15 protein-coding genes are annotated in these 20755 nt (G+C 66.3%); 5 read left to right on the top strand and 10 right to left on the bottom strand.

The annotated features are described in order from the left end of the window. Positions 1-44: 44 nt before the first annotated feature. Positions 45-356 (top strand): DUF4936 family protein, encoded by a 312-nt coding sequence (locus DZC73_RS24715; RefSeq protein WP_124543038.1) that lies wholly within the window; start codon positions 45-47, stop codon positions 354-356. After that, positions 344-1333: an NRDE family protein gene (locus DZC73_RS24710; RefSeq protein ID WP_124543037.1), complete on the top strand. Its 990-nt coding sequence runs from the start codon at positions 344-346 to the stop codon at positions 1331-1333. The genes DZC73_RS24715 and DZC73_RS24710 overlap by 13 nt, the downstream gene beginning before the upstream one ends. A 6-nt stretch (positions 1334-1339) precedes the next feature. Here DZC73_RS24710 and DZC73_RS24705 read toward each other — a convergent pair whose 3' ends face one another. The 6 genes from DZC73_RS24705 to DZC73_RS24680 form a co-directional block, all read right to left on the bottom strand. Further along, a complete protein-coding gene (locus DZC73_RS24705; RefSeq protein WP_124543036.1) occupies positions 1340-6166 on the bottom strand; it encodes an SAV_2336 N-terminal domain-related protein in 4827 nt (1608 codons plus the stop codon). Further along, positions 6166-7176 carry an AAA family ATPase gene (locus DZC73_RS24700; RefSeq protein ID WP_198414953.1) on the bottom strand — a complete coding sequence of 337 codons (1011 nt, stop codon included), beginning with the start codon at positions 7174-7176 and terminating at the stop codon, positions 6166-6168. Before DZC73_RS24700 ends, DZC73_RS24705 begins: the two co-directional genes overlap by 1 nt. Further along, entirely contained in the window at positions 7173-9164 is a 1992-nt protein-coding gene (locus DZC73_RS24695) for a caspase family protein (RefSeq protein WP_124543035.1), read from the bottom strand. The genes DZC73_RS24700 and DZC73_RS24695 overlap by 4 nt, the downstream gene beginning before the upstream one ends. Then, entirely contained in the window at positions 9157-10359 is a 1203-nt protein-coding gene (locus DZC73_RS24690) for a lipase family protein (RefSeq protein ID WP_124543034.1), read from the bottom strand. The genes DZC73_RS24695 and DZC73_RS24690 overlap by 8 nt, the downstream gene beginning before the upstream one ends. Before the next feature lie 87 nt (positions 10360-10446). Then, entirely contained in the window at positions 10447-11304 is an 858-nt protein-coding gene (locus DZC73_RS24685; RefSeq protein ID WP_124543033.1) for a YbgC/FadM family acyl-CoA thioesterase, read from the bottom strand. A gap of 19 nt (positions 11305-11323) precedes the next feature. After that, complete coding sequence (locus tag DZC73_RS24680) at positions 11324-12235, bottom strand: alpha/beta hydrolase (RefSeq protein WP_124543123.1); 912 nt, start codon at positions 12233-12235, stop codon at positions 11324-11326. Between the two features lie 121 nt (positions 12236-12356). Here DZC73_RS24680 and DZC73_RS24675 point away from each other — a divergent pair, with 121 nt between their 5' ends. Next, on the top strand, positions 12357-13505 hold the full coding sequence (locus DZC73_RS24675; RefSeq protein ID WP_124543032.1) for an iron-containing alcohol dehydrogenase: 1149 nt from the start codon (positions 12357-12359) through the stop codon (positions 13503-13505). Positions 13506-13660: 155 nt separating this feature from the next. Then, on the top strand, positions 13661-14710 hold the full coding sequence (locus DZC73_RS24670) for a cupin-like domain-containing protein (RefSeq protein WP_124543031.1): 1050 nt from the start codon (positions 13661-13663) through the stop codon (positions 14708-14710). 15 nt (positions 14711-14725) lie between these two features. On the opposite strand, the gene DZC73_RS24665 is transcribed toward DZC73_RS24670, so the two are convergent. From DZC73_RS24665 to DZC73_RS24650, 4 genes are all read right to left on the bottom strand, one after another. After that, positions 14726-16399: a GGDEF domain-containing protein gene (locus tag DZC73_RS24665; RefSeq protein ID WP_124543030.1), complete on the bottom strand. Its 1674-nt coding sequence runs from the start codon at positions 16397-16399 to the stop codon at positions 14726-14728. Positions 16400-16517: 118 nt separating this feature from the next. Then, the gene (gene aceA / locus DZC73_RS24660) at positions 16518-17816 is read right to left on the bottom strand and encodes an isocitrate lyase (protein WP_124543029.1); all 1299 of its coding nucleotides are present in this window, start codon (positions 17814-17816) and stop codon (positions 16518-16520) included. Positions 17817-18077: 261 nt separating this feature from the next. Continuing rightward, on the bottom strand, positions 18078-18791 hold the full coding sequence (locus DZC73_RS24655) for a type 1 glutamine amidotransferase (protein ID WP_124543028.1): 714 nt from the start codon (positions 18789-18791) through the stop codon (positions 18078-18080). 2 nt (positions 18792-18793) lie between these two features. Continuing rightward, on the bottom strand, positions 18794-19273 hold the full coding sequence (locus DZC73_RS24650; protein WP_124543027.1) for an Lrp/AsnC family transcriptional regulator: 480 nt from the start codon (positions 19271-19273) through the stop codon (positions 18794-18796). A gap of 151 nt (positions 19274-19424) precedes the next feature. Between DZC73_RS24650 and DZC73_RS24645 the strand changes: the two genes are divergently transcribed. Next, positions 19425-20729, top strand: a complete 1305-nt coding sequence (locus tag DZC73_RS24645) for an aspartate aminotransferase family protein (RefSeq protein ID WP_124543026.1) — start codon at positions 19425-19427, stop codon at positions 20727-20729. The last annotated feature ends 26 nt before the right edge of the window (positions 20730-20755 follow it).

Raw genomic sequence — 20755 nt, 5'->3', positions numbered from 1 at the left:
AAAACCGCCCCGGGCGGGCAAGAGTTCACCAAAACGGCGGCGCGATGCGCGATCTGTTCATCTACTATCGAATCGAAGTCGCCAGCGCGCCGTTTGCGCTGGCCGCCGCGCAAGCCATGCAGCACCGGCTGCGCGAGAAGCATCCGCAACTGGCGGTGCGCCTGCTGCGCCGCCCTGACGAACCGGCCTCATCGACGACCCCGACCACGCTGCAGACCTGGATGGAAACCTACTCGCTCACCGGCACGGGCATCACGCCCGAACTGCAGGCCGAGATCGAACAGGCAGCCTCTGAGCTGAAGGCGTACATCGTCGGCGAGCGCCACACCGAGATCTTCGTCCCATGTGCCTCGTAGCACTTGCCATTGATCACAACCGCCGCTTCCCGCTGGTGATTGCGGCCAACCGCGACGAGTATTTCCGCCGCCCCTCGGCACGGCTGGCATGGTGGACGCCCGAAGCCGGCGGCCCGGCCATCCTCAGCGGCCGCGACCTCGAATCCGGCGGCACCTGGATGGGCCTGACGGCCGAGGGACGGCTCGCACTGGTCACCAACATCCGCGCGCCGAGCACCATCGACGCCAATGCGCCGTCGCGCGGCCGAATCGTGCCCGACTGGCTGTCGGGCCGCGAACGCACCGACCGCTTCTGGATGCGCACCGCGCTGTCGGGCTACAACGGCTTCAACCTCGTCGCCTTCGACTTCCGCCAGGGCGAATGCTTCTGGGCCGCCAACAACGGCCAGTACCCGCTGCGGCTGGACCGCGGCGTGCACGGCCTGTCGAATGCCGCGCTGGACACGCCGTGGCCCAAGGTGGAGACGCTCAAGTCACGGCTGCAGGCTGCGCTGGACGTGTCGAGTTCGGTGGACACGCTGTCGGTGCAGCTCTTCGCCGCACTGGCCGACCGCACCGAAGCCGGCGACGAACAACTGCCCGAGACCGGCGTGCCGCAGGAGGTGGAACGCATGCTGTCGTCCGCCTTCATCCGCTCCGCCGACGGCAACTACGGCACGCGCTGCTCCACGCTGATCATCACCGAGAAGGTCAACCGCCACCTCATCACCCACGTGCTGGAGCGCAGCTTCAGCGCCAGCGGCGTGGCGCTGCTGCGCCGCTCGATGATCAAGAACTGGCCGCCGCGCTACAGCCTGGAAGAGGAAGCAACGTTCAAGCCCAGCGAGCAAGGCGTGGTGTCGGAGACGGAGCTGAGTGCGGATGCAACGGCCGTCGCGCCGCCACCCGTGGCTGCCAAGCGCACCCGGGTGCGCAGCCTGCTGAAGCCGGAGCCGTCGAAGCGGCGCAAGCGCAACACGGCGCCGATGCCGCTGTAGTGCGCATCAGGCAGCCGTCGACGAGCTGCGTTTCAGGGCATCCCCGATCCAGTCGCTCCAGGCGCGGGCGAGCTTGGCGTAGCCGGCTTGGCTCGGATGCAGCTCCGTCGCCCAATCACCGCTCACGCCCGGCTGGTTGGCACCCGCCGGCCTGAGTTTCACACCGGCCGGATCGAAGTAGTGCACGTTCGGATAGCGGCTCGTGTCCGATGCGATGCGCGCCAGCAAGGCCCGCAGCCTGGCCACCAGCGCCTGCGCGACGGCAGCGTGGTGTTCGATCGGAATGCCATAGGCCGCGAAGGTCGGCTGCAGCCACGGCCCGTTCCCATCACTCGCCGGGCTGGGCCGCGGCACCGGCGTGGCATAGCCGTGCAGGAAGATGGGCAGTCCGCGCAGGCCACTCGAATCGCGCAAGGCCACCACGTGGTCGAAGAGGCTCATCAGGTGGTTTTCGGCCACCACGAAACCGTCGGGACTGATGAACGCATCGCCGCCGGGCCGGTCGGTGCGCCATTCGGATTCGGTCAACAAGAGGCGATGGTCCGGGGGCACCGGACTGCCGTCGGTGGTCACCGCCGGCGTGCGAGCCATCTCGAACAGGTGGTCGCCGCCCAGGGATAGCAGCAACCCGGTCCAGCGCTGGTTGGCCACGAGCCGCCGGGCGTCAGCCAGCTCGAAACCATGCCCCTGCCCTGCGAGGCTGACCGTCGCTCCGGGCAGGTCGCAAACCACCGCGGCACAAGGTGCCGTGAAGGCCATCGAATGCAGCAGGCTGTCTGGGGGCTGGTACACGGTGTCGCGGAACCACGAGTCCCCCGCGGCGATGAAGCGATGGACCGCCGATTCCAGCAGGTCATCCTGCCCGCTTCGGACGTCGTCTATGGACAGCACGCGCATCGGAAAGACCTCGGCTCCTTTTTCGCCTTTGGACCAAGGCACATCGCTGCCGACAAACTTGTCAATGAAACGCTCAAGGCTGATCCCCAGGGCACGGCGCAAAGATTCGTCACTAGCGTGGGCGCGATCAAACTTTGCATCACTCAGATTGGTATTGCTCCATTGACAACCATCGACAAGTGCTCCACGCAGGTCAGCTCCGCTCATATTTGCCCGGCTGAAGTCCGAACCACTCACTCGCGCGTTCTGCAAGTTTGCGGACGCAAGGTTCGCGGATACGAATGCCAATCGAGCCGGCTTCACACCATCCGGTAGAAATGCGCCACTGACGTCTGCGCTGCTCATATTGGCACTGGAAAAATCAGTGCCGTTCATCTGCGAGTTCTGCAAGTTGGCCTCAGCCAAGTTGGTAGATGCAAACGAAGCGCGATCCAATATCGCACCATCCAACTGAGCATGTGGAAGATTTCCTCGGTCGAAACGAGCGGCAAACAACAGGGATCGAGTGAACCGGGCGCCCGGAAGATTTGCCCGGCGAAGATCCACATTTTCCAAAGAGAAGCCTGAGAAATCCGCCTCTGGAAACGACACCCGCTTCCCCCTGTGCCCATCCGACTCCAGCCACAGTTGGTGATCTCCAAGGGCAAATTGAAGCCGGCTGCGCCACATTGAACGGATTGCGGCGCGAATGGTGCTTGCACCGAAGGCCACTGCCATTTCGGCATCGCCCACGTCGAGGATCATTCCAACGCATTGATCACCAACCACAACCGGAGCACCATGAGCCTCTGGTGGCAGTGGCCAGAGCTCTTCGTCCGGTGATGCCCTCAAATGCAATCGGCCCTCTCCGGGCCCAGAAACAATCTTCACGGTGCATCTCATGCCCGTTGAGCCGACAAAGAACAGAACCTCTGCATCAACACCGACTGCCACTGGAGCCTCGGCAAGGTGCATATGTCTGCCCGAGTGATGACCGTCATCGATCAACGCGAGAATTTGCGTCTGCGAACCATGCCATTCGCGATTTGCGATCGCTTCTGTCTCGTCATCTGCGAATAGCCGTCGTGGGCCACTGGCATCTCGGAGAGCGCGAATGCTTGCCCACGGCGCGAATACCTGAACAGCCAGTCGAGCCGAGTCTTCCTCACGCCAATAGAACCCTCCCTCTGGCGAACGCGTCGCGCAGGTCAGAGCCAGATCACTACCGAACCATACGGCTGTATGCACGCCAGATGAAGTGCCACGATTCGGTACCGGCATGCAAGCCTCAAACAGGAGGCGAACCCTTTCGTCGAAGACCTTCCCAGAATCGTTGACGGCCTTGAGTGGTTTTCCTTCCGAACTGGCAGATTCTTCCACTGCCGAAATCTCGCTATCGGAATGCTGGTCGACACTCGCCAGCCGGTAGTCCGGATTCCCGAACAGCGCGTACTGCCCCCAACGGATGTCGCTGTCCCCGGCCCGCCGCTCAAAGCAGACCTTGCGCGCCTCCAGCATGGCCTGCGCCGCTCCAAGGCCCTTGACCATGCCTTCGATGAAATGCTTGGGCTGGTCATTGCGGTCATCCACCGCATCGACAGGAGCAAGCACGATGGACACGCCACGATGTAGCAGCTGCGTCGCCATGTCGGCGAGGTAGTTGCCGGCCAGCACGACCATCTCCGGTGGCTGCTGGTGGACTAGGATGTCGTCGACCGTCAGCAGGTCTGCCTGGCCGAATTGCAGGCCGACCTGCGCGTCGCCGCTTGGGCCGACACGGCGCACGCCATGCCCGGACAGGAACAGCAGCCTGAAGGGCTCGCGCCGCAGCAGGCTGCGCGGATCGCCCAGCGAGCTGCGGAGGTCGGTGCGGATCTCATGCGTGCGCGAGAACAGGTGCAGGAGCCCGGCCACCTCGGTGGCCTCATCCTGCGCGGCCGGCAGATCGGGCTGCGTGCCGGCCGGGTCGCCGATGACCAGCATCAAGGGCCGCTGCCCGACGAACAGCAGCGGCGACATGGATCGCGTCGCACGGACCAGCGGCTTGGTCAGCGCCACCAGTTCGCGCCGCCGGCCACGGCGCGTCCACAGCAGCAGCTCCCACGGCACGGACTGCAGCTGCGACTCGACGAGCAGCACCAGCGTGCCCGATACCTCGGCCAGTTCTTCAGCCAGCTCCAGGGGCACCAAGCGGTCGGAGTGGTATTGCAACTGCTCCGGATCGCCCATGGCACGCCGGGCGACCGACTGGATCAACTCCATCGAAACCTTCATGCCCCAACCCGCTCCTCCATCCCCCGCTCGGCCTTCGTTCTTCAGGTAGAACAGCGAGCCATCGCCATCAAGGTAGCGAATCTCCAGAAGGACATTGGGCCTCGCTTCCCGGTCGGGTTCTTCCTGCACGGCCTGCATCTGGAGTGACTCATCGGCGGGCAGTTGCCCTGCCAGGGCCCGCCTGGACACCTCCGCGAACGGCATGCTCCACTGCGTGATCCGATGCCGCCCCGTCGGCGAGGGAAAGAACGCCTCGAAGGCATGGTCGTCGCTGCCCTCCTCGACCAGGAACTTCCCGACCGACCTCAACTGGAACTGGATCTCGCCCTCCTCGCTGTACCGCAGCGACTTGGTGAGCTCCTCGCGCACACCGTCGATGAAGCGGTAGCAGCCTTCGCCGGCCGTGCCGTCATCCATGCGCCGGATCAGCCCGCCGACGAAGAACTCCGCCAGCTCCGCCGTGCCGGTGGCCGGCAGCATGGTCCGCTGCACGAGCCGCATCACCGGGATGGTGAGCGGGTCCGGCACCGAGAGGAACACCGCCAGCTCGTAGGCATCACGCGACACCATCGCCCGGTAGCGGGCCACGCGTTCAGCGGCCGTGACGTCGACAGGCGCCTTCGCCTGGACTGCCGGCTGCAATGGCGCGAGCAGCACCCCAGGCACCGCCGCGCCTCCGCGCGCAGTCATCGTGCCCGCCCACTGGCGGATGGTGGTGGTGTCCATGCCGATCACCGGCACGCGCAGGCATTGGCGGGCATCGCCTTCGTCCAGCCACCAGGGCAGCAAGGCCTTCATGTGCGCGTTCGCATCGCCGGCCTTCTCCGCGAAGAGCGAGACCTCCGGCTCGCCCACAGCCGTGTGGCGCCACGAACGACGCGGCAACGGCTGCAGCAAGCTCACCGCCGCAGCGCCGCTCGCTTCGCAGAGGAAGGCATGCACATGGCCGCTGCGCCAACGCGCAGACGTTGCGTCGCTCACGAACAGCATGATGTGGGGCTGATCGTTCCTGGCCCATCGCGACATCGGCACCGGCGTGCTGCGGTCGTCGGCTAGAACCTGGCCGTCCGTCGCACCATCGAGCCAGTAGCGTGTGACGCTGCGGAAGCCGCCCTGGTTGCGCAGCAGGCGCATGAACTCATCGAGCGTGTCGTCCCACAGAGCCATGGAGGACGAGGATTCGATCACCACGCTCAGGTCGAACCAGCGCTCGCGCACCGGCTTGTAGACCGGGCACCACACGCCGGTGTCGGCTGCCTGGGTTGCCGTCTCCTCCTCGTCGAGCGTGCTGCGCCAGCGCGACGGCACGCGGCGGGCGAAGGGCTGCAAGGCGCGGCGCAGGTCTTCGGGATGTTCGGTGGATGCAACGCCCGGCACGCGCAGTACGGAGGCGCTGACGGTCCCGCTCATCTTGGCCGAGTAGATGGACGCGCCCTCATCACCAGCCGCACCGGCCGTCTTGCCCTGGCGGTCCAGCCGGGCTGCATCGTCCTGGCCTTCAGCCAGGGGAGATTCGATGGGTGGAACGTCGTCGCCGGAGGTGTCACCGGAGCCCGGATCGGCCGGCGCGGCCTCCTCGGCCGGTACCGGCAAGCGCTCGGCCAGCCAGAGGATGTCCTCCAACTCCTCGATGGACACACCAAGGCCGGCAACACGCAGGCGCCGGACGAGTTCGGTGAGCATCAGGTCTTCCTGCCGAGCCCCAGGGTCAGGCTCTCCAGCATCTTCGTCTTGTCTTCAGGGCTCAGGACGTGCGCCCCCATGACGAGCTGGATCGCATTGAGAAGCTGATCGGCCGAGAGTTTCTCGCCCTTCTGCGCTCTGGCCACGAAGCTGTCGATGAGCTTGGTGGCGTCCTTCATCTTCTGCGAGCCCAGATGTGCGGTGACGATGGCCTTGAGGCGGATCGGGTCGTCGCAGGGATCGGGCATCTTCATCTGCAAGCATCGCCGCAGGAAGGGTGCAGGGAAGTCGCGCTCGCCGTTGCTCGTCATCACGACGAACGGAAATTCGTGGCTGTCGACCTGCCCGCCGGTGATCTCCACTTCCTGGTTGCCGCCGAAGCCGCGCACGTTCATCGCGGACTTGTTCTTGATGCGGCTGAGCTCGGGGATGTGATAGCGCCCTTCCTCGATCACGTTGAGCAGGTCGTTGGGCAGATCGATGTCAGCCTTGTCGATCTCGTCGATGAGCAGGGCCCGTGGCCGAATCGCCGGCAGCATGGCGGTGCCCAAGGGCCCGAGCTCGATGAAGTCGCCAACATCGAGGTCCTTCTCGGAGTCCTTGTCGTCGCGCTTGGCCTGCGCACGGCCGATGGCGTCGTAGCTGTACAGCGCATCGCGCAAGGTGCTGCGCGACGTCACTGGCCAGCGCAGGGGTTCGCCAAGCTGGAGTTCGTAGGCCACGGAGTCGATCAGCGATGACTTGCCCGTGCCCGGCCCGCCGGTGATGAGCAGCGGGCGCCGCAGGTACAGCGCAGCGTTCACCATTCGGCGGATCTCGGGGTTGGACTGGTAGGTCGTGCCCTTGGCGATGGCACTGGCCGACAGTGGCGAGCGGATCTTGTCACCCAGCTTTGCCAGTTCAGGGTCAGCGCGCCGCGGCCGCCAGGGTGGCGGGTCAGGCATCTTCCAGTCGCTGCGAAGCTGGTTGTCGCCTCGGTACAAGAGCCAGTCGTTGGTGTCGGTGGTCATGTCTGTCCTCCCGTCGAAGGGTTCTGGAATGACTGCAGGGATGGCAGATGGCCGGGTTCGTCCCACACGATGCGCACGGACGACAGCGGGTCGCTGCCCTTGGCCAGCCTGAGAAGCTTGCCGATGGACAGCGGCGCCTCGCGCGCAGCCTGCTTGGAGAACACGTCGCACAGGAGCTTGCGCACGTCCTGGGCACCGTCCGGCGGCTTGGCCAGCCAGAAGAAGCACGGCACGCCCTCACGCAGGCACCCCTGGATGTCTTCCGGTGGCAGGCCACCCTCGCCCGCGGCAGGGTGCCCCAGCCCGACGCAGATGCCCGTGCCGCCAGCCCTGAGCAGCTTGGCGGCGGCGATGGCCGAGGCATCGGTCTCCTCGTCGTCGGGCGCCTCCAGCCAGATCACATCGGCGCCGCCACCGGCCTCGAAGCGTGGCGCCAGCGCCGTCACCGCCTGCCGCCAGGCGTTGATGGGTTTGCCCGCGGCGTCCTGCCCGGCCCTCGCCCGCCGGTGCCAATGCAAGATGACCGGATACCGGCGGTTCAGCGGCGTGGGCTTGCCAGGCAAGCCGTCTTCCTCGAAGGCCACCTTCAGCGACTCCAGCTCGGCCAGCAGCAGCTTCTCCGGCACGATCATGCCCACCATCAGGTCGTAGCGATGACCGACGACCCGCTCAGCCTCGGCGGTGATGGCGCCCAGACGCGTCGCGACATCGGAGCGAAGCGAAAGGTCGACGGCCACCGACTGCAAGGCTGAGCAATGCGCCGGGTCCGGCGCATGGATCCACCAGCGCAATTCGGCCTGAGTCTGCGCGTCGACCTCGATGAACAGCGTGGCGCGCGGCCGCTGACCCTGGGCTTCGGCATCGAGCGCGCTGCGCAGGGCCTGGCGGGCACTCGCGTTGTCACGGGTGGCGGTGTCGACCCAGCTGGCGATCTCGGCGCTCTTCGCCTCGCGCGCCAGCCGCTCGCCGAACTCCACCAGCGGCGACGGGAAGTTGTCTTCCCGAGGCCGCTTGTCCTCCAGGTCTCGCAACCATTTCTCGATGGCCACGTGGCCGATGGAACGGCTGGCATCGGGCAGCGAACGCAGGTACAGCCGATACAGCAAGGCCGGCGCGGGCGAAACCTTGTTCACCAGCTTGAGCAGTTCCTCCACCGTGCGTGATCGCACCGGCACGCGGCCGGCGCGGCGCCTGGCCTTGCCGGGCCACTCCATCACCATGAAGGGTTGTTGCGTGCGCAACAGCTCACTGGCATCCACGTCGCTCAGCGAGTCGTCGAAGGCTTGCTCGAAGTCGGGCCAGCCCGGTACTTCGCCTGCCTTGAGCGCCCGGAACAGGGCATCGGCAAATCGACCCGTCTCGCGCTGGGTATCGTTGCTGGCCAGGTTGCCCGGCGATGCCGCGAACATCTGGACTTGCCTGATGTCGTTGTTGACGGACGTGCGGGCGAAATTGCCCACCGCCGGCCTGGCGGCCTCGCCGGTGTCGGAGAACTTGTTCGCGCAGGCATCCACCACCAGCACCTGCTCGGCAAAGTGCTCGAAGCGCGAGCCATGCAAGGCGCCCATGAGGTCGGGCGCGGAGATGCAGTAGGGGCGGCCTTCGGCAGCGTCCTCGGTGTAGAGGTAGTTGGACCGGTCGTAGTCGTCGATCACCCCATGGCCGCCCCAGAACATGAAGAGCGCTTCGGCGTCCGGGGCGCGGGTGAGCAGTTCCTTGTCGACGAAACGCACGATGTCATCGCGCGTCGCGGCACGCTCCTGCGGCCATTGCCGGTTGGCAACCCACTGCATGACACCGGCGTCCTTCCAGCTCTCGGTGGACAGGAAGAGTGCGATGTTCTCCTTGGGCACGCCACGGTCGATGAGCCACTCCACGCAGCGCAGCGCGTCGGCGGCCGGACCATGCAGGCGCCAGTCCTCGCCGTACTCGTAGTGGTCGATCCCGACCACCAGTGCGAGCGTGCGCTGCGGCGGCGTTTCAAGCATTGCGCACCCAGGCCTCGATCATCGTCCACATGGGCTTGCTGTGCAGGTAGGCGCTGTGCGAGGCGGGAAAGGATTCGTCGCTCACCACCTGGTGGTCCGACACGCGGTTGCCGAAGATCTTGCCGCCGACATAGCTCAAGGGGTCGTTCAGGTCGTAGAAGTTGAGCCACATCGGGAAGTGCGATGGCAGCTTGTCGGCCAGGTCGCGGGTCTTCTCCAGGTCCAGCGTCTTCAACGCGCCGATCTCGTAGAAGAACGGTGCCTGCGAGCCGAAGGTGATGAGGCCCTTCACGTTGCCGGGCCTGTCCTCGATGAGCATCTCCACCGACGCGATGCCACCCAGGCTGTGGGCGAAGACGAACACCTCGTCGTTGGGCAGCTTCGCCAGTTCGTCGCGGATGAAGCCGCGGATCGCCTCGCCGCGCGCCTGGTAGACGAGGATGTCGCCCGCCGCGGGGTAGGTCGCGTCCGTCAGCGAGGTGCGCTTGCGGCGGATCTGCCAGGTGGCGATGTTTTCCGCCAGGCCCACGAAGGGCGAGGCCAGTGTGCTGAACACACCGCGTGCGTCATCGCCCAGGCGGCGTGCGACCTGATGGCTGAGTGCTTCACGCGTGGCTGAATCCAGCGTCGGGCCGCCGGACTCGAAGGATTCCTTCTCCAGCGCCGCGACCACTGCATGGGCCAACGCGAGACGGTGCGGGGGCTTGCCGGCCAGCGGGCTGGTCTTCGCGGCCTCGAAAGCCTTGGACTTCTCGATGTCGGTGACCACGCGGGGCCAGAAGCGGTCCAGCCCGAGCGCCGCCAGTTCAGGCTTCAGGTCATCGGCCTTGATCAGGTCGTGGAACTTGGCCAGCAGCGCGTTGGTGAGCGCCGCGGCATTGGGTGGCTGGGCCTTCTTTTCGCCAGTGGCACCGGCCAGCAGGCCCAGTTCGAAGCCCGGGTCCTGCAGCAGCATGGACCACATCGCACGGTTCTTGTCGGCATCGGACACGCCCACGCCCCGTGAGTCGCCATAGGTGGGAATCGAGGCGCCGTCGAAGTTGAGCCTGGCACCCACCTTCTCGCCCCAGCGGCAGGACGCCACCTTCGCATCGAGGCCGCATTGGCCGAGCTGCCGTTCGATGACCGCGAGACTGGCCTTGTAGCCATCTTCACGGACACCGGTTCCATGCACGAACAGGAGCGTCTTGGCCATGTTGCCTCCCGGGACGGATCGTTCGGAAGGCGATGCTGGAACAGATGGCTCCTTGTGTCCATCCCCAACAGTGCGAATGCGCCCAGGCTACAAGGCCCGCACCATCTCCACGTGCGGGATGCCCGCCTCCTCGAACACCGGCCCGCGCTGCACGAAGCCCGAGCGCGAGTAGAACGGCGCGGCCGAGGTCTGCGCATGCAGCACCACCTCGTGCTGGCCCTGCGTGCGTGCCACCTGCATCAGCGCCTCCAGCACGCTGCGGCCCACGCGGCTGCCGCGCATGCTCTTGGCCACGGCCATGCGGCCGATCTTGGCCACGCCCGGCACGTGCTCCAGCAGCCGGCCGGTGGCCAGCGGCATGCCGAAGTGGTTCACCGCCACCGCATGCACGCAGGTCTCGTCGGCACTGTCCCATTCCATTTCGGCGGGAATCTTCTGCTCCTGCACGAACACCGCGGTGCGGATGGCCGAGGCCTCCTTGCCGAGCTCGCTCCACGAGCCCACGCGCACGTCCACCATCGGCTTGCCCGCCTCGAAGGCCTGCAGCACGTCGCGCAGTTCCTGCGGCACGGGCTTGGAGGTCTGCGTGGCCGGGTCAGCGAAGACGTAGACCAGCTCGCCGCTGACCAGCAGCTCTTCGGCGCGGAAGATGCCGGCGTGGATGACCATCGACGAGGTGCCGATGCGCCCGGTGCGGATGCCCACGTCCAGCACGTCGTCGTAGTGCGCGGAGCCTTCGTATTCCAGCGTGGCCTTGCGCACGTACAGGTCGCCGCCCAGGTACTGCATGGTCTCCTGGTAGGGCATGGCCAGCGCGCGCCAATAGGCGCCCACCGCGGTGTCGATGTAGGTGAGGTAGTGACCGTTGAAGACGATCTTCTGTGCGTCGATCTCGGCCCAGCGGACGCGGATGCGGTCGGCGAATCGGAACTCTGCTCGCTTCATGGGGTTCGGGTGCGGGGGGTCAAAGGGAGAAGGCTTTCTTGAGCGCATGGGCCGCGGCCTCCTGCGCATGCGTGGCTTCGGGCAGCACTCGCCCGAGCTTGATGAAGTCGTGGGTGACGCCTCGGTACAGCTCCAGGTCCACCATCACGCCGGCGGCGCGCAGCCGGTCGGCGTAGGCCACGCCTTCATCCACCAGCGGGTCGCATTCGGCGAGGATCACGCAGGCCGGGGCCACGCCTTCGAGGTCGTCGGCCAGCAGCGGCGCGAAGCGCCAGTCCTCGCGGTCGGCAGGGTCGATGTAGTGGTCGAAGAACCAGGAGATGCCCTGGGCTTCGAGCAGGTAGCCGCTGGCGAAGGTGCGGTGCGAGGGCGTGTCCGCATGCGCGGTTGTGCCGGGCGTGATGAGCAGTTGCAGGCGCAGCGGCAGGCCGGTGTCGCGCGCATGGATGGCCGCCACCGCCGACAAGGTGCCGCCTGCGCTGTCGCCGCCCACGGCCAGGCGCGTGCCGTCCAGGCCCAGCGCGTGGGCCTGCTGGGACAGCCATTTCATCGCCGTCCAGCCGTCATCCACCGCGATCGGGAAGCGATGCTCCGGCGCAAGCCGGTACTCGTAGGCCACCACCGCCGCGCCGCTTCTCAGCGCCAGTTGCCGGCACAGGCTGTCGTGCGTCTCCAGGTTGCCGATGGTGAAGCCGCCGCCGTGCAGGTACAGCAGCACGGGCAGTACTTCGTTCGAGGGTGCGTACAGGCGCGCGGGCTGCGGCGAGCCGTCGGCCGCCGGGATGCGCAGCTCTTCCACCCGCGCCAGCGGCACCCGCGGCAGTTCGAGGATTTCCGACGCGGCCACGTAGGCCTCGCGGGCCTCGGGCACGCTGAGCGCATAGAACGGTGGGCGGTTGGCGCGGCGGATCTTGTCCAGCACGTCGGCCATGCGAGGGGTGAGCTTGGGAGTCGTCGAAGTCACGCGGGTAACACCAGGACGGAGAAAACCAGGGTGGTGCGAGGGAGGGAGCAGCGAGGATACTCGGACGCATTCATTCAGGTTGTCCGCCATGGCTTTCATCTACTACATCACCCAGGTGCAACTCGACTTCGGCGCGGTGAAGCTGCTGCCGCAGGAATGCGAGCGCACGGGCATGAAGCGGCCGCTCGTGGTCACCGACGCCGGCGTGCGTGCAGCCGGCGTGCTCGGCAAGGCGCTGGCCGCATTGGGCGAGGTGCCGCATGCGGTGTTCGACGAAACGCCGTCCAACCCCACCGAAGCGGCAGTGCGATTGGCAACCGCGATGTATCACCGCGAGCGCTGCGACGGGCTGATCGCGGTGGGCGGTGGCTCCAGCATCGACCTGGCCAAGGGCGTGGCCATCGCGGCCACGCACGAGGGGCCGCTGAAGACCTACGCGACCATCGAGGGCGGCAGCCCGAAGATCACCGAGAAGGTGGCACCGGTCATCGCCGTGCCCACCACCGCCGGCACCGGCAGCGAGGTGGCGCGCGGCGCGATCGTCATCGTGGACGACGGCCGCAAGCTCGGCTTCCACAGCTGGCACCTGGTACCCAAGACGGCCATCTGCGACCCGGAGCTGACGCTGGGCCTGCCGCCCTTGCTCACTGCCGCCACGGGCATGGATGCCATCGCGCATTGCATGGAAACCTTCATGGCCAGCGCGGTGAACCCGCCGGCCGACGGCATCGCGCTGGATGGGCTGGAGCGCGGCTTCCTGAACATCGAGCGCGCCACCTTGCAGGGCAGCGACCGGGAGGCGCGCTGGAACATGATGAGCGCGAGCATGCAAGGGGCCATGGCCTTCCAGAAGGGCCTGGGCTGCGTGCATTCGCTCAGCCACAGTCTGGGCGGCGCCAACCCGCGCCTGCACCACGGCACCTTGAACGCGGTGTTCCTGCCGGCGGTGGTGAAGTTCAACGCGAGCGCCGAGTCGATGGTGAAGGACCGCCGGCTGCAGCGCATGGCACACGCCGTGGGCATCGGCAGTTGCGACTCGAAAGGCACCGAGGTGGCAGAGGCCATCCGCGCCTTGAACGCCCGGCTGGGCCTGCCGGCCGGGCTGTCGGCGATGGGCGTCACCCGAGACATGTTCGAACGCATCATCACCGGTGCGTTGGCGGACCACACGCACAAGACGAACCCGCGCATCGCGACCGCCGACGACTACCGCGAGATGCTTGAAACCTCGATGTAACCGCGCCGTTCCCGCGCCATCTGTGTGCGATCGTTTCGCCGGAGTGACAAGCCGGCGCGGCGCGGGCATCATCGGCCCACACCAGAGGCGCCCAGCGCCCGTCTCCTCCCCCCAGCACGCCCTCCCGGAGACCACCCAGACTCAGACGTCCTGCCATGAATGAACTGATGCCCGCGCCGCGCCCCCGCGAATTCGCCTACATCCCACTCGACGCCGGCTGGAGGCAGTGGATCGCCGAGAACCGCCTTCGCGACTGCACGCCGCAGTCCATGCTGGCGACCATGACCAACGCCGGCCTGGACCCGCGCGAATGCCAGTCGGCCATCGCGCTCATGGAAGACGACCCCACCTACCGCGCCGCGCGGCGCATGCAGCAACTGCACCGCAAGCTGGAGTCGGTGGTGGGCAACATGCAGCGGCTGTGGGAATCGTCGCCCCGCTACGGCACGGTGGAAAAGCGCAAGACGCCATCGCGTGACGAGTTCATCGAGCGCTACGTGCGCGGCTGCAGGCCGGTGGTGTTCACCGACATCGCCGACGACTGGCCCGCGAAGAAGCGCTGGTCGCCTGCGGACCTGAAGACGCGCTTCGGCCACCTCGACGTGGAAATCCAGGACGGCCGCAGCAACGACCCGAAGTTCGAGGAGAACAAGCTGGAGCACAAGCGCACCGTGCGCCTGGGCGATTTCGTGGACCGCGTGGTCAACGGCGGCCCCACCAACGACTACTACCTCACCGCCAACAACGAGGTGCTGCGCCGGCCCGAGTTCGCGCCGCTGCTGGCGGACATCGGCCGCATGCCGCCGGCCTGCGACCGTGCGCAGCTCAGCAGCCGCTCGTCGTTCTGGTTCGGCCCGGGCGGCACCAACACGCCGCTGCACCACGACACCATCATGCTGTTCCACACGCAGGTGGTGGGCCGCAAGCGCTGGCGCTTCATCTCGCCGCTGGACACGCCGCGCCTGTACAACCACAACAACGTCTTCAGCCCTCTCGACCTGGACGCACCCGACCTCGCCCGCTACCCGCGCTTCGAAGGCGTGCGCGTGCTGGAGGTGGTGGTCGAGCCCGGCGAAACAGTGTTCCTGCCGCTGGCGTGGTGGCACCAGGTGAGCTCGCTGGACGTGAGCCTGTCCTTCTCATTCACGAACCTGGACGTGCCCAACCACTTCACCTACGTGAACCCGGAGATCCGCGACTGGTGAGCGGCCGGCGGCCGCTCAGGCCGCCACTTCCACGCGGTTGCGGCCCGCCCGCTTGGCGGCGTACAGCGAGGCATCGGCACGCTCCAGCAACTGGCGCACGTCGGTGCCTTCCATCGCATCGCACAGGCCCACGCTGATGGTCACGCGAAGGCCGGTCGCGACGCCGCCCCAGTCGTAGGCCTGCACCGCCTGCCGCAGGCGCTCGCAGATGTCCGCCGCCACCGGCAGCGGGGTGCCCACGAAGAGCACGATGAACTCCTCGCCGCCCATGCGCGCCAGCAGGTCGGTGCTGCGGGTGTTCTCGGTGAGCAGCCTGGCGATGGCCTTGAGCACGTCGTCGCCCACCGCATGGCCGAACCGGTCGTTCACCTGCTTGAAGTGGTCCAGGTCTACTGCAGCCAGGCTCAGCGCCGCGTGGCGCTCGCGGGCCACGGCCAGCTGCGCAGGCAGTTCGTGGTCCACGCGGCGGCGATTGGCCAGCCCGGTGAGCTGGTCTTCCATCGCATGCTTGCCCAGCTCCAGCGCCTTGGTGGCGAGCAGCTGGTTTTCCGATTCGAGCTGGGCCGCGCGCAGGCGCTGCACCTGCGCATCCAGCCGGGCGCGCTCGGCGGCGGCCTGGGCGTTCTCCATCTCGATGCGGTTCAGCAGCAGCCTCGCCTGCCGGTCGGCACGCTGCTTCATCTCCTCGCGCTCCAGCGGCAGCATGGCCTCGTGGTGCTTGAGCGCGTTGGCAAGGTCGCCCAGTTGCTTGTAGCTCTGGTACAGGCCCTGGTGCATCTCGAAGAGCATCGCGTGGTCGTCGGTATCGTGAGCCTGGTCCAGCGCCTTGGAGTACAGCGTGATCGCCGCCGTGAGGTCACCACGGTGGCGCTCCAGCTCGGCGCGATTGGTCACGGCGGTCAGCAGCATGCCGCGGTAGCCGTTGCCGCGGGCCAGTGCATCCTGCCGCTCGATGCATCCAAGCGCATCCTCGTAGCTGCCCAAGCCGGTGTGCGCATTGGCCAGGTTGCCCAGGCACACCGCCTGGCGATGCCCGTTGCCCGACGCGTCCGCCAACACCAGCGCCTCGGTGCCGTACTGCAGGGCGCGCAGCAAGGTGGCGCGCTGGAGTTCGGCCGCCTGCGACTTGGCCACGTGCAGCAGGTTGCTGCACAGGTTGTTGAGCGCGCTGAACATCTCTTCGCCGCCGTTGATCTCGCGGGCGATCTCCAGCGCCTGCAGCATCAGCGGTTCGCCGCGCGATGGATCGCCCAGCTCCTCGTAGGTGAGGCCCGCTCGGTTGAGCGCCCAGCTCATGAGCGACGGGTCGTTGGCGAGCTTGGCCGATTCGATGGCCTGGGTGGCGTACACCAGCGCATCCGAATACAGGCCCATGTCGTTGTGGGCCAGCACCAATGTGCACAGCACCTGGGTGCGCTCGGCGGCATCACGGGCGCGCTTGAGCAGCGGCAAGGCCTGCTGGCAATGCTTGATGGCGGTCTCGGAGTCGGACAGGCGGAATTCGTTGAGTGCCAGCACCGACAGCGCCGCGGCCTTCAGCCCCTGCTGGCCGGCCGCTTCGGCGAGCGCCAGCGCTCGCGTTGCCTGGTCGACGCCAAGGCGATGATCCCCCGCCACCCTGGCCTGCCGCGCTGCGTCCAGAAACGCGCGGGCCTCTTCGAGAACGGCTCGCTTGCTGCGGGTGGGCATGCCTGGGGTTGCTGCTGGCATCGGGCGAGTATGCAGCGTGAAGGTTCGTTCGGAAACAGCAAAAAGCCCGGAAACCTTGCGGTCTCCGGGCTCCTCTGGGACCGGGTAGCGAAACGGATCAGGCGTGCTTCGCGTCGAAGAACTGCTCGTCTTCGGTCGAGCCCTTCAGCGCAGCGGTCGAAGCTTCACGCTCGATGGTGGTCGTCACGGCGTCGAAATAACCCGTGCCCACTTCGCGCTGGTGCTTCACGGCGGTGAAGCCACGCTCGGCGGCGGCGAATTCCTTCTCCTGCAGTTCCACGAAGGCGCTCATGTTGTTGCGAGCGTAGCCGTAGGCCAGGTCGAACATGCCGTAGTTCAGGGCGTGGAAGCCGGCCAGCGTGATGAACTGGAACTTGTAGCCCATCGCACCCAGCTCGCGCTGGAACTTGGCGATGGTGGCGTCGTCCAGGTTCTTCTTCCAGTTGAAGGACGGCGAGCAGTTGTAGGCCAACAGCTTGCCCGGGAACTTCTTGTGGATGGCGTCGGCGAAGGCCTTGGCGAAAGCCAGGTCGGGCTTGCCGGTTTCGCACCAGATCATGTCGGCGTACTCGGCATAGGCCAGGCCGCGGCTGATGGCCTGGTCCAGGCCGTTGCGGGTGCGGAAGAAGCCTTCGACCGTGCGCTCGCCGGTGCAGAAGGGCTTGTCGTTGTCGTCCACGTCGCTGGTGACGAGGTCACCGGCTTCGGCGTCGGTGCGGGCCAGCAGCACGGTCGGCACGCCGCAGACGTCCGCTGCCAGGCGGGCAGCGTTCAGCTTGGAGACGGCTTCGCGGGTGGGCACGAGCACCTTGCCGCCCATGTGGCCGCACTTCTTGGCCGCGGCCAGTTGGTCTTCGAAGTGCACGCCGGCGGCGCCCGCTTCGATCATGGCCTTCATCAGTTCGAAGGCGTTCAGCACGCCGCCGAAACCGGCTTCAGCGTCAGCGACGATCGGCGCGAAGTAGTCGATGTCGTTCTTGCCTTCGGACCACTGGATCTCGTCGGCGCGCTTGAAGGTGTTGTTGATGCGCTTGACGACCTTGGGCACCGAGTCCACCGAGTACAGCGACTGGTCGGGGTACATCTCGCCGTTGCTGTTGGCGTCGCCGGCGACTTGCCAGCCCGACAGGTAGATGGCCTTCAGGCCGGCCTTGACCTGTTGCATGGCCATGTTGCCGGTCAGCGCGCCCAGGGCGTTGATGAACGGCTCGGTGTTCACGAGATTCCACAGCTTCTCGGCGCCGCGCTTGGCCAGGGTGTGCTCGATGGCGAGCGAGCCGCGCAGGCGCACCACGTCTGCGGCGGTGTAGCCGCGCTTGATGCCCTTCCAACGGGGGTTCTCGGCCCAGTCCTTTTCGAGGGCGGCGATCTGTTGTTCGCGGGTGAGGTTCGTCATGTGGATCTCCAGAGGTGAGAAAGGAAACGAAGAAAAAGCGAAATCTCTGGAGCCAAGAATACGGATGTGCGCGCGGCTTGGGAAGACTTGTGTCTTATATAAGACTAAAAATGTTGTTGTTTTGAATCAATGACTTAGCCGTTTCGTTTCATGATTCGAAATGTCATTTGCCGTCATGAAAAATATTGCGGCGATGCAGCATGCCCTCATCTCGCGATATGAAATGCAGATTTCTGATCGTGAAACGTCGACCGCACCGCACTAGGCGCGCCGTTCGACCCGAACCGGCAGCCCCAGCCATTGCCGGTAGATGCGATCCGCCAATTGGTGCTGCCCCTGCAGCCACCGGGCGCTGTCGGTCCGGATCCGGTCCGGCGAATGCTGTGTCGGCACATGGTGCGTGGCACGGTCCAGCTCTTCGCACCACGCTTCCAGCTTGGCCTCGTCCAGCTCGACGTGGAACTGCATCGCCAGGTGCTGCCCGATCGAGAACGCCTGGTTCGGACAGGACTCGTTGCCTGCCAGAAGCGTCGCACCTGGCGGAATGTCGAAGGACTCCTCGTGCCACTGGAACACCGGGGCCTCCACGCCGTCGCCCAGCCAGCGGCGGGCTTCGGCGCTGTCCCCGATCTCGATTGCATGCCAGCCGATTTCCGGCAAGGATGAGGCTTTCACCGCCGCCCCCAGCGCTCTCGCCATCAACTGCCCGCCGAGACAATGGCCGATGACCGGCAGGTCCTTCGCCATCGCATCGCGGATCAGTTGCTCCGCCTGACGCAGTGACGGCAACGGATCGTTCGCGCTCATCTCGCCGCCCAGCACCGCCAGTGCCGAATGGCCGACCATGCTGTCGGGATACTCGTCCCCCGCTTGCGTGTTGCGAACCTCGAAGGGCAGGCCCTGCTCCAGCAACCAGGTGCGAAGGTAGGCCGGGCCGTCGTTGTGCAAGTGCTGGAGGATGAGGATGGGTTTCATGTTCAGAGATCCAGGGCCGTCGTTTTCTTGACCGTGCGCAGCACGAGCATCGAGTTCGTCCGCACCACGCCCGGCAGGCGTTCGAGCACCTCGACGTGGAAGCGTTCAAGGTCGGCCGAATCGGCATACGCAAAACGCAGCAGGTAGTCGTTGCTGCCGGCCACGTACACGCATTCCAGCACCTCGGGCACATCCCGCACGGCCTGCTCGAAGGCGGCCATCGCCTTTTGCGTCAGCTTCTCCAGGTTGACGATGGTGAAGCTGGTGCCCGATCGCCCCACCATCTTCGGATTCACCAGCGCCACGTACTGCTGGATCACGCCACTGTCTTCCAGCGACTTGACCCGCCGCAGGCAGGCCGACGGCGACAGATGGACGCGTTGCGCCAACTCCACGTTGGACACCTTGCCTTCTGACTGCAGCACCCTCAGGATGGACCGGTCGATCGCATCCAATTTCACCGCATTCGACTCTGACGCCATATTGTGCGAATAATCCTCATTGGATTCGCATGATATTGCGCCCGTGGGCCCAAGGGGCAATCGGAAGCGCAACCAAATTTCACGGCCTCCACACTAGACTGCATGGCTGTGGAGCGCGGCCCATCCCCGGGGCGCGCGGCAGGAGATTCGCATGCAAAAGAACCTCGACGCGTACTGGATGCCCTTCACCGCCAACCGGCAGTTCAAGAAGTCGCCGCGCCTGCTCAGCAAAGCCCAGGGCATGCACTTCTGGACGCCCGAGGGCCGGCAGATCCTCGACGGCATCGCCGGCCTGTGGTGCGTGAACGCGGGGCATGGGCGCCAGAAGATCACCCAGGCCATCCAGGACCAGGCGGCGGAGATGGATTTCGCGCCTCCCTTCAACATGGGGCACCCCAAGGCCTTCGAGCTGGCCGAAGAACTCGTGAAGATCACGCCTGAGGGCATGAACAAGGTCTTCTTCACCAATTCCGGCTCCGAGTCGGTGGAAACCGCGCTGAAGATGGCCATCGCGTACCACCGCGTGCGCGGCGAAGGCCAGCGCACCCGGCTCATCGGCCGCGAGCGCGGCTACCACGGCGTGAACTTCGGCGGCATCTCGGTGGGCGGCATGGTGGCCAACCGCAAGATGTTCGGCACGATGCTCAGCGGCGTGGACCACATCCGCCACACACACGACCCGCGCAACTTCAATTCGCGCGGCCAGCCGGCCAATGGCGCGGAGCTGGCGGACGACCTCGAACGGCTGGTGGCACTGCACGATGCCTCGACCATCGCCGCCGTCATCGTCGAACCGGTGGCCGGCTCCACCGGCGTGCTCATCCCGCCCAAGGGCTACCTGCAGCGCCTTCGCGAGATCTGCGACAAGCACGGCATCCTGCTGATCTTCGACGAGGTCATCACCGGCTTCGGCCGCCTGGGATCGCCCTTCGCGGCCGAACACTTCGGCGTCACGCCCGACCTCATGACGGTCGCCAAGGGCCTGACCAACGGCGCCGTGCCCATGGGCGCGGTGTTCGCCAAGCAGCAGATCCACGATGCGTTCATGAACGGGCCGGAGCACCTCATCGAGTTCTTCCACGGCTACACCTACTCGGCGCATCCGCTGGCTTGCGCGGCAGGACTGGCGACGCTGGAGACCTATGCGGACGAAGGCCTTCTGACGCGCGGCGCCAAGATGGCCTCCACCTTCGAGCAGGCCGTGCATTCGCTCGAAGGCCTGCCCAACGTCATCGACGTGCGCAACATCGGCCTGGTGGGCGGCATCGAGCTCGCACCGATTCCGGGCGAACCCGGCAAGCGAGCGTTCTCGGTGTTCCTGGACTGTTGGGAAAAAGGCGTGCTCGTGCGCACCACGGGCGACACGGTGGCCCTGTCGCCGCCGCTCATCATCGAGGCCTCGCACATCGAGCAGATCGTGAGCACGCTGAAAGGTGCCATTCAGCGCGCAGCGTGAAACCCTTGGGCACATGCCTTGCCCGG

The organism is Rhizobacter terrae, from assembly GCF_003852895.1.
In the GTDB taxonomy this organism is placed as follows: Bacteria; Pseudomonadota; Gammaproteobacteria; order Burkholderiales; family Burkholderiaceae_C; genus Albitalea; species Albitalea terrae.
The sequence above is the reverse complement of the archived record's forward strand: the minus strand, read 5'-3'. Positions and strand labels throughout refer to the sequence as shown.

Coding starts and splice junctions, on each gene's coding strand:
- DZC73_RS24715 (WP_124543038.1), top strand. CDS start 45: ATGCGCGATCTGTTCATCTACTATCGAATCGAAGTCGCCAGCGCGCCG.
- DZC73_RS24710 (WP_124543037.1), top strand. CDS start 344: ATGTGCCTCGTAGCACTTGCCATTGATCACAACCGCCGCTTCCCGCTG.
- DZC73_RS24705 (WP_124543036.1), bottom strand. CDS start 6,166: ATGCTCACCGAACTCGTCCGGCGCCTGCGTGTTGCCGGCCTTGGTGTG.
- DZC73_RS24700 (WP_198414953.1), bottom strand. CDS start 7,176: ATGACCACCGACACCAACGACTGGCTCTTGTACCGAGGCGACAACCAG.
- DZC73_RS24695 (WP_124543035.1), bottom strand. CDS start 9,164: ATGCTTGAAACGCCGCCGCAGCGCACGCTCGCACTGGTGGTCGGGATC.
- DZC73_RS24690 (WP_124543034.1), bottom strand. CDS start 10,359: ATGGCCAAGACGCTCCTGTTCGTGCATGGAACCGGTGTCCGTGAAGAT.
- DZC73_RS24685 (WP_124543033.1), bottom strand. CDS start 11,304: ATGAAGCGAGCAGAGTTCCGATTCGCCGACCGCATCCGCGTCCGCTGG.
- DZC73_RS24680 (WP_124543123.1), bottom strand. CDS start 12,235: ATGGCCGACGTGCTGGACAAGATCCGCCGCGCCAACCGCCCACCGTTC.
- DZC73_RS24675 (WP_124543032.1), top strand. CDS start 12,357: ATGGCTTTCATCTACTACATCACCCAGGTGCAACTCGACTTCGGCGCG.
- DZC73_RS24670 (WP_124543031.1), top strand. CDS start 13,661: ATGAATGAACTGATGCCCGCGCCGCGCCCCCGCGAATTCGCCTACATC.
- DZC73_RS24665 (WP_124543030.1), bottom strand. CDS start 16,399: ATGCCCACCCGCAGCAAGCGAGCCGTTCTCGAAGAGGCCCGCGCGTTT.
- aceA (WP_124543029.1), bottom strand. CDS start 17,816: ATGACGAACCTCACCCGCGAACAACAGATCGCCGCCCTCGAAAAGGAC.
- DZC73_RS24655 (WP_124543028.1), bottom strand. CDS start 18,791: ATGAAACCCATCCTCATCCTCCAGCACTTGCACAACGACGGCCCGGCC.
- DZC73_RS24650 (WP_124543027.1), bottom strand. CDS start 19,273: ATGGCGTCAGAGTCGAATGCGGTGAAATTGGATGCGATCGACCGGTCC.
- DZC73_RS24645 (WP_124543026.1), top strand. CDS start 19,425: ATGCAAAAGAACCTCGACGCGTACTGGATGCCCTTCACCGCCAACCGG.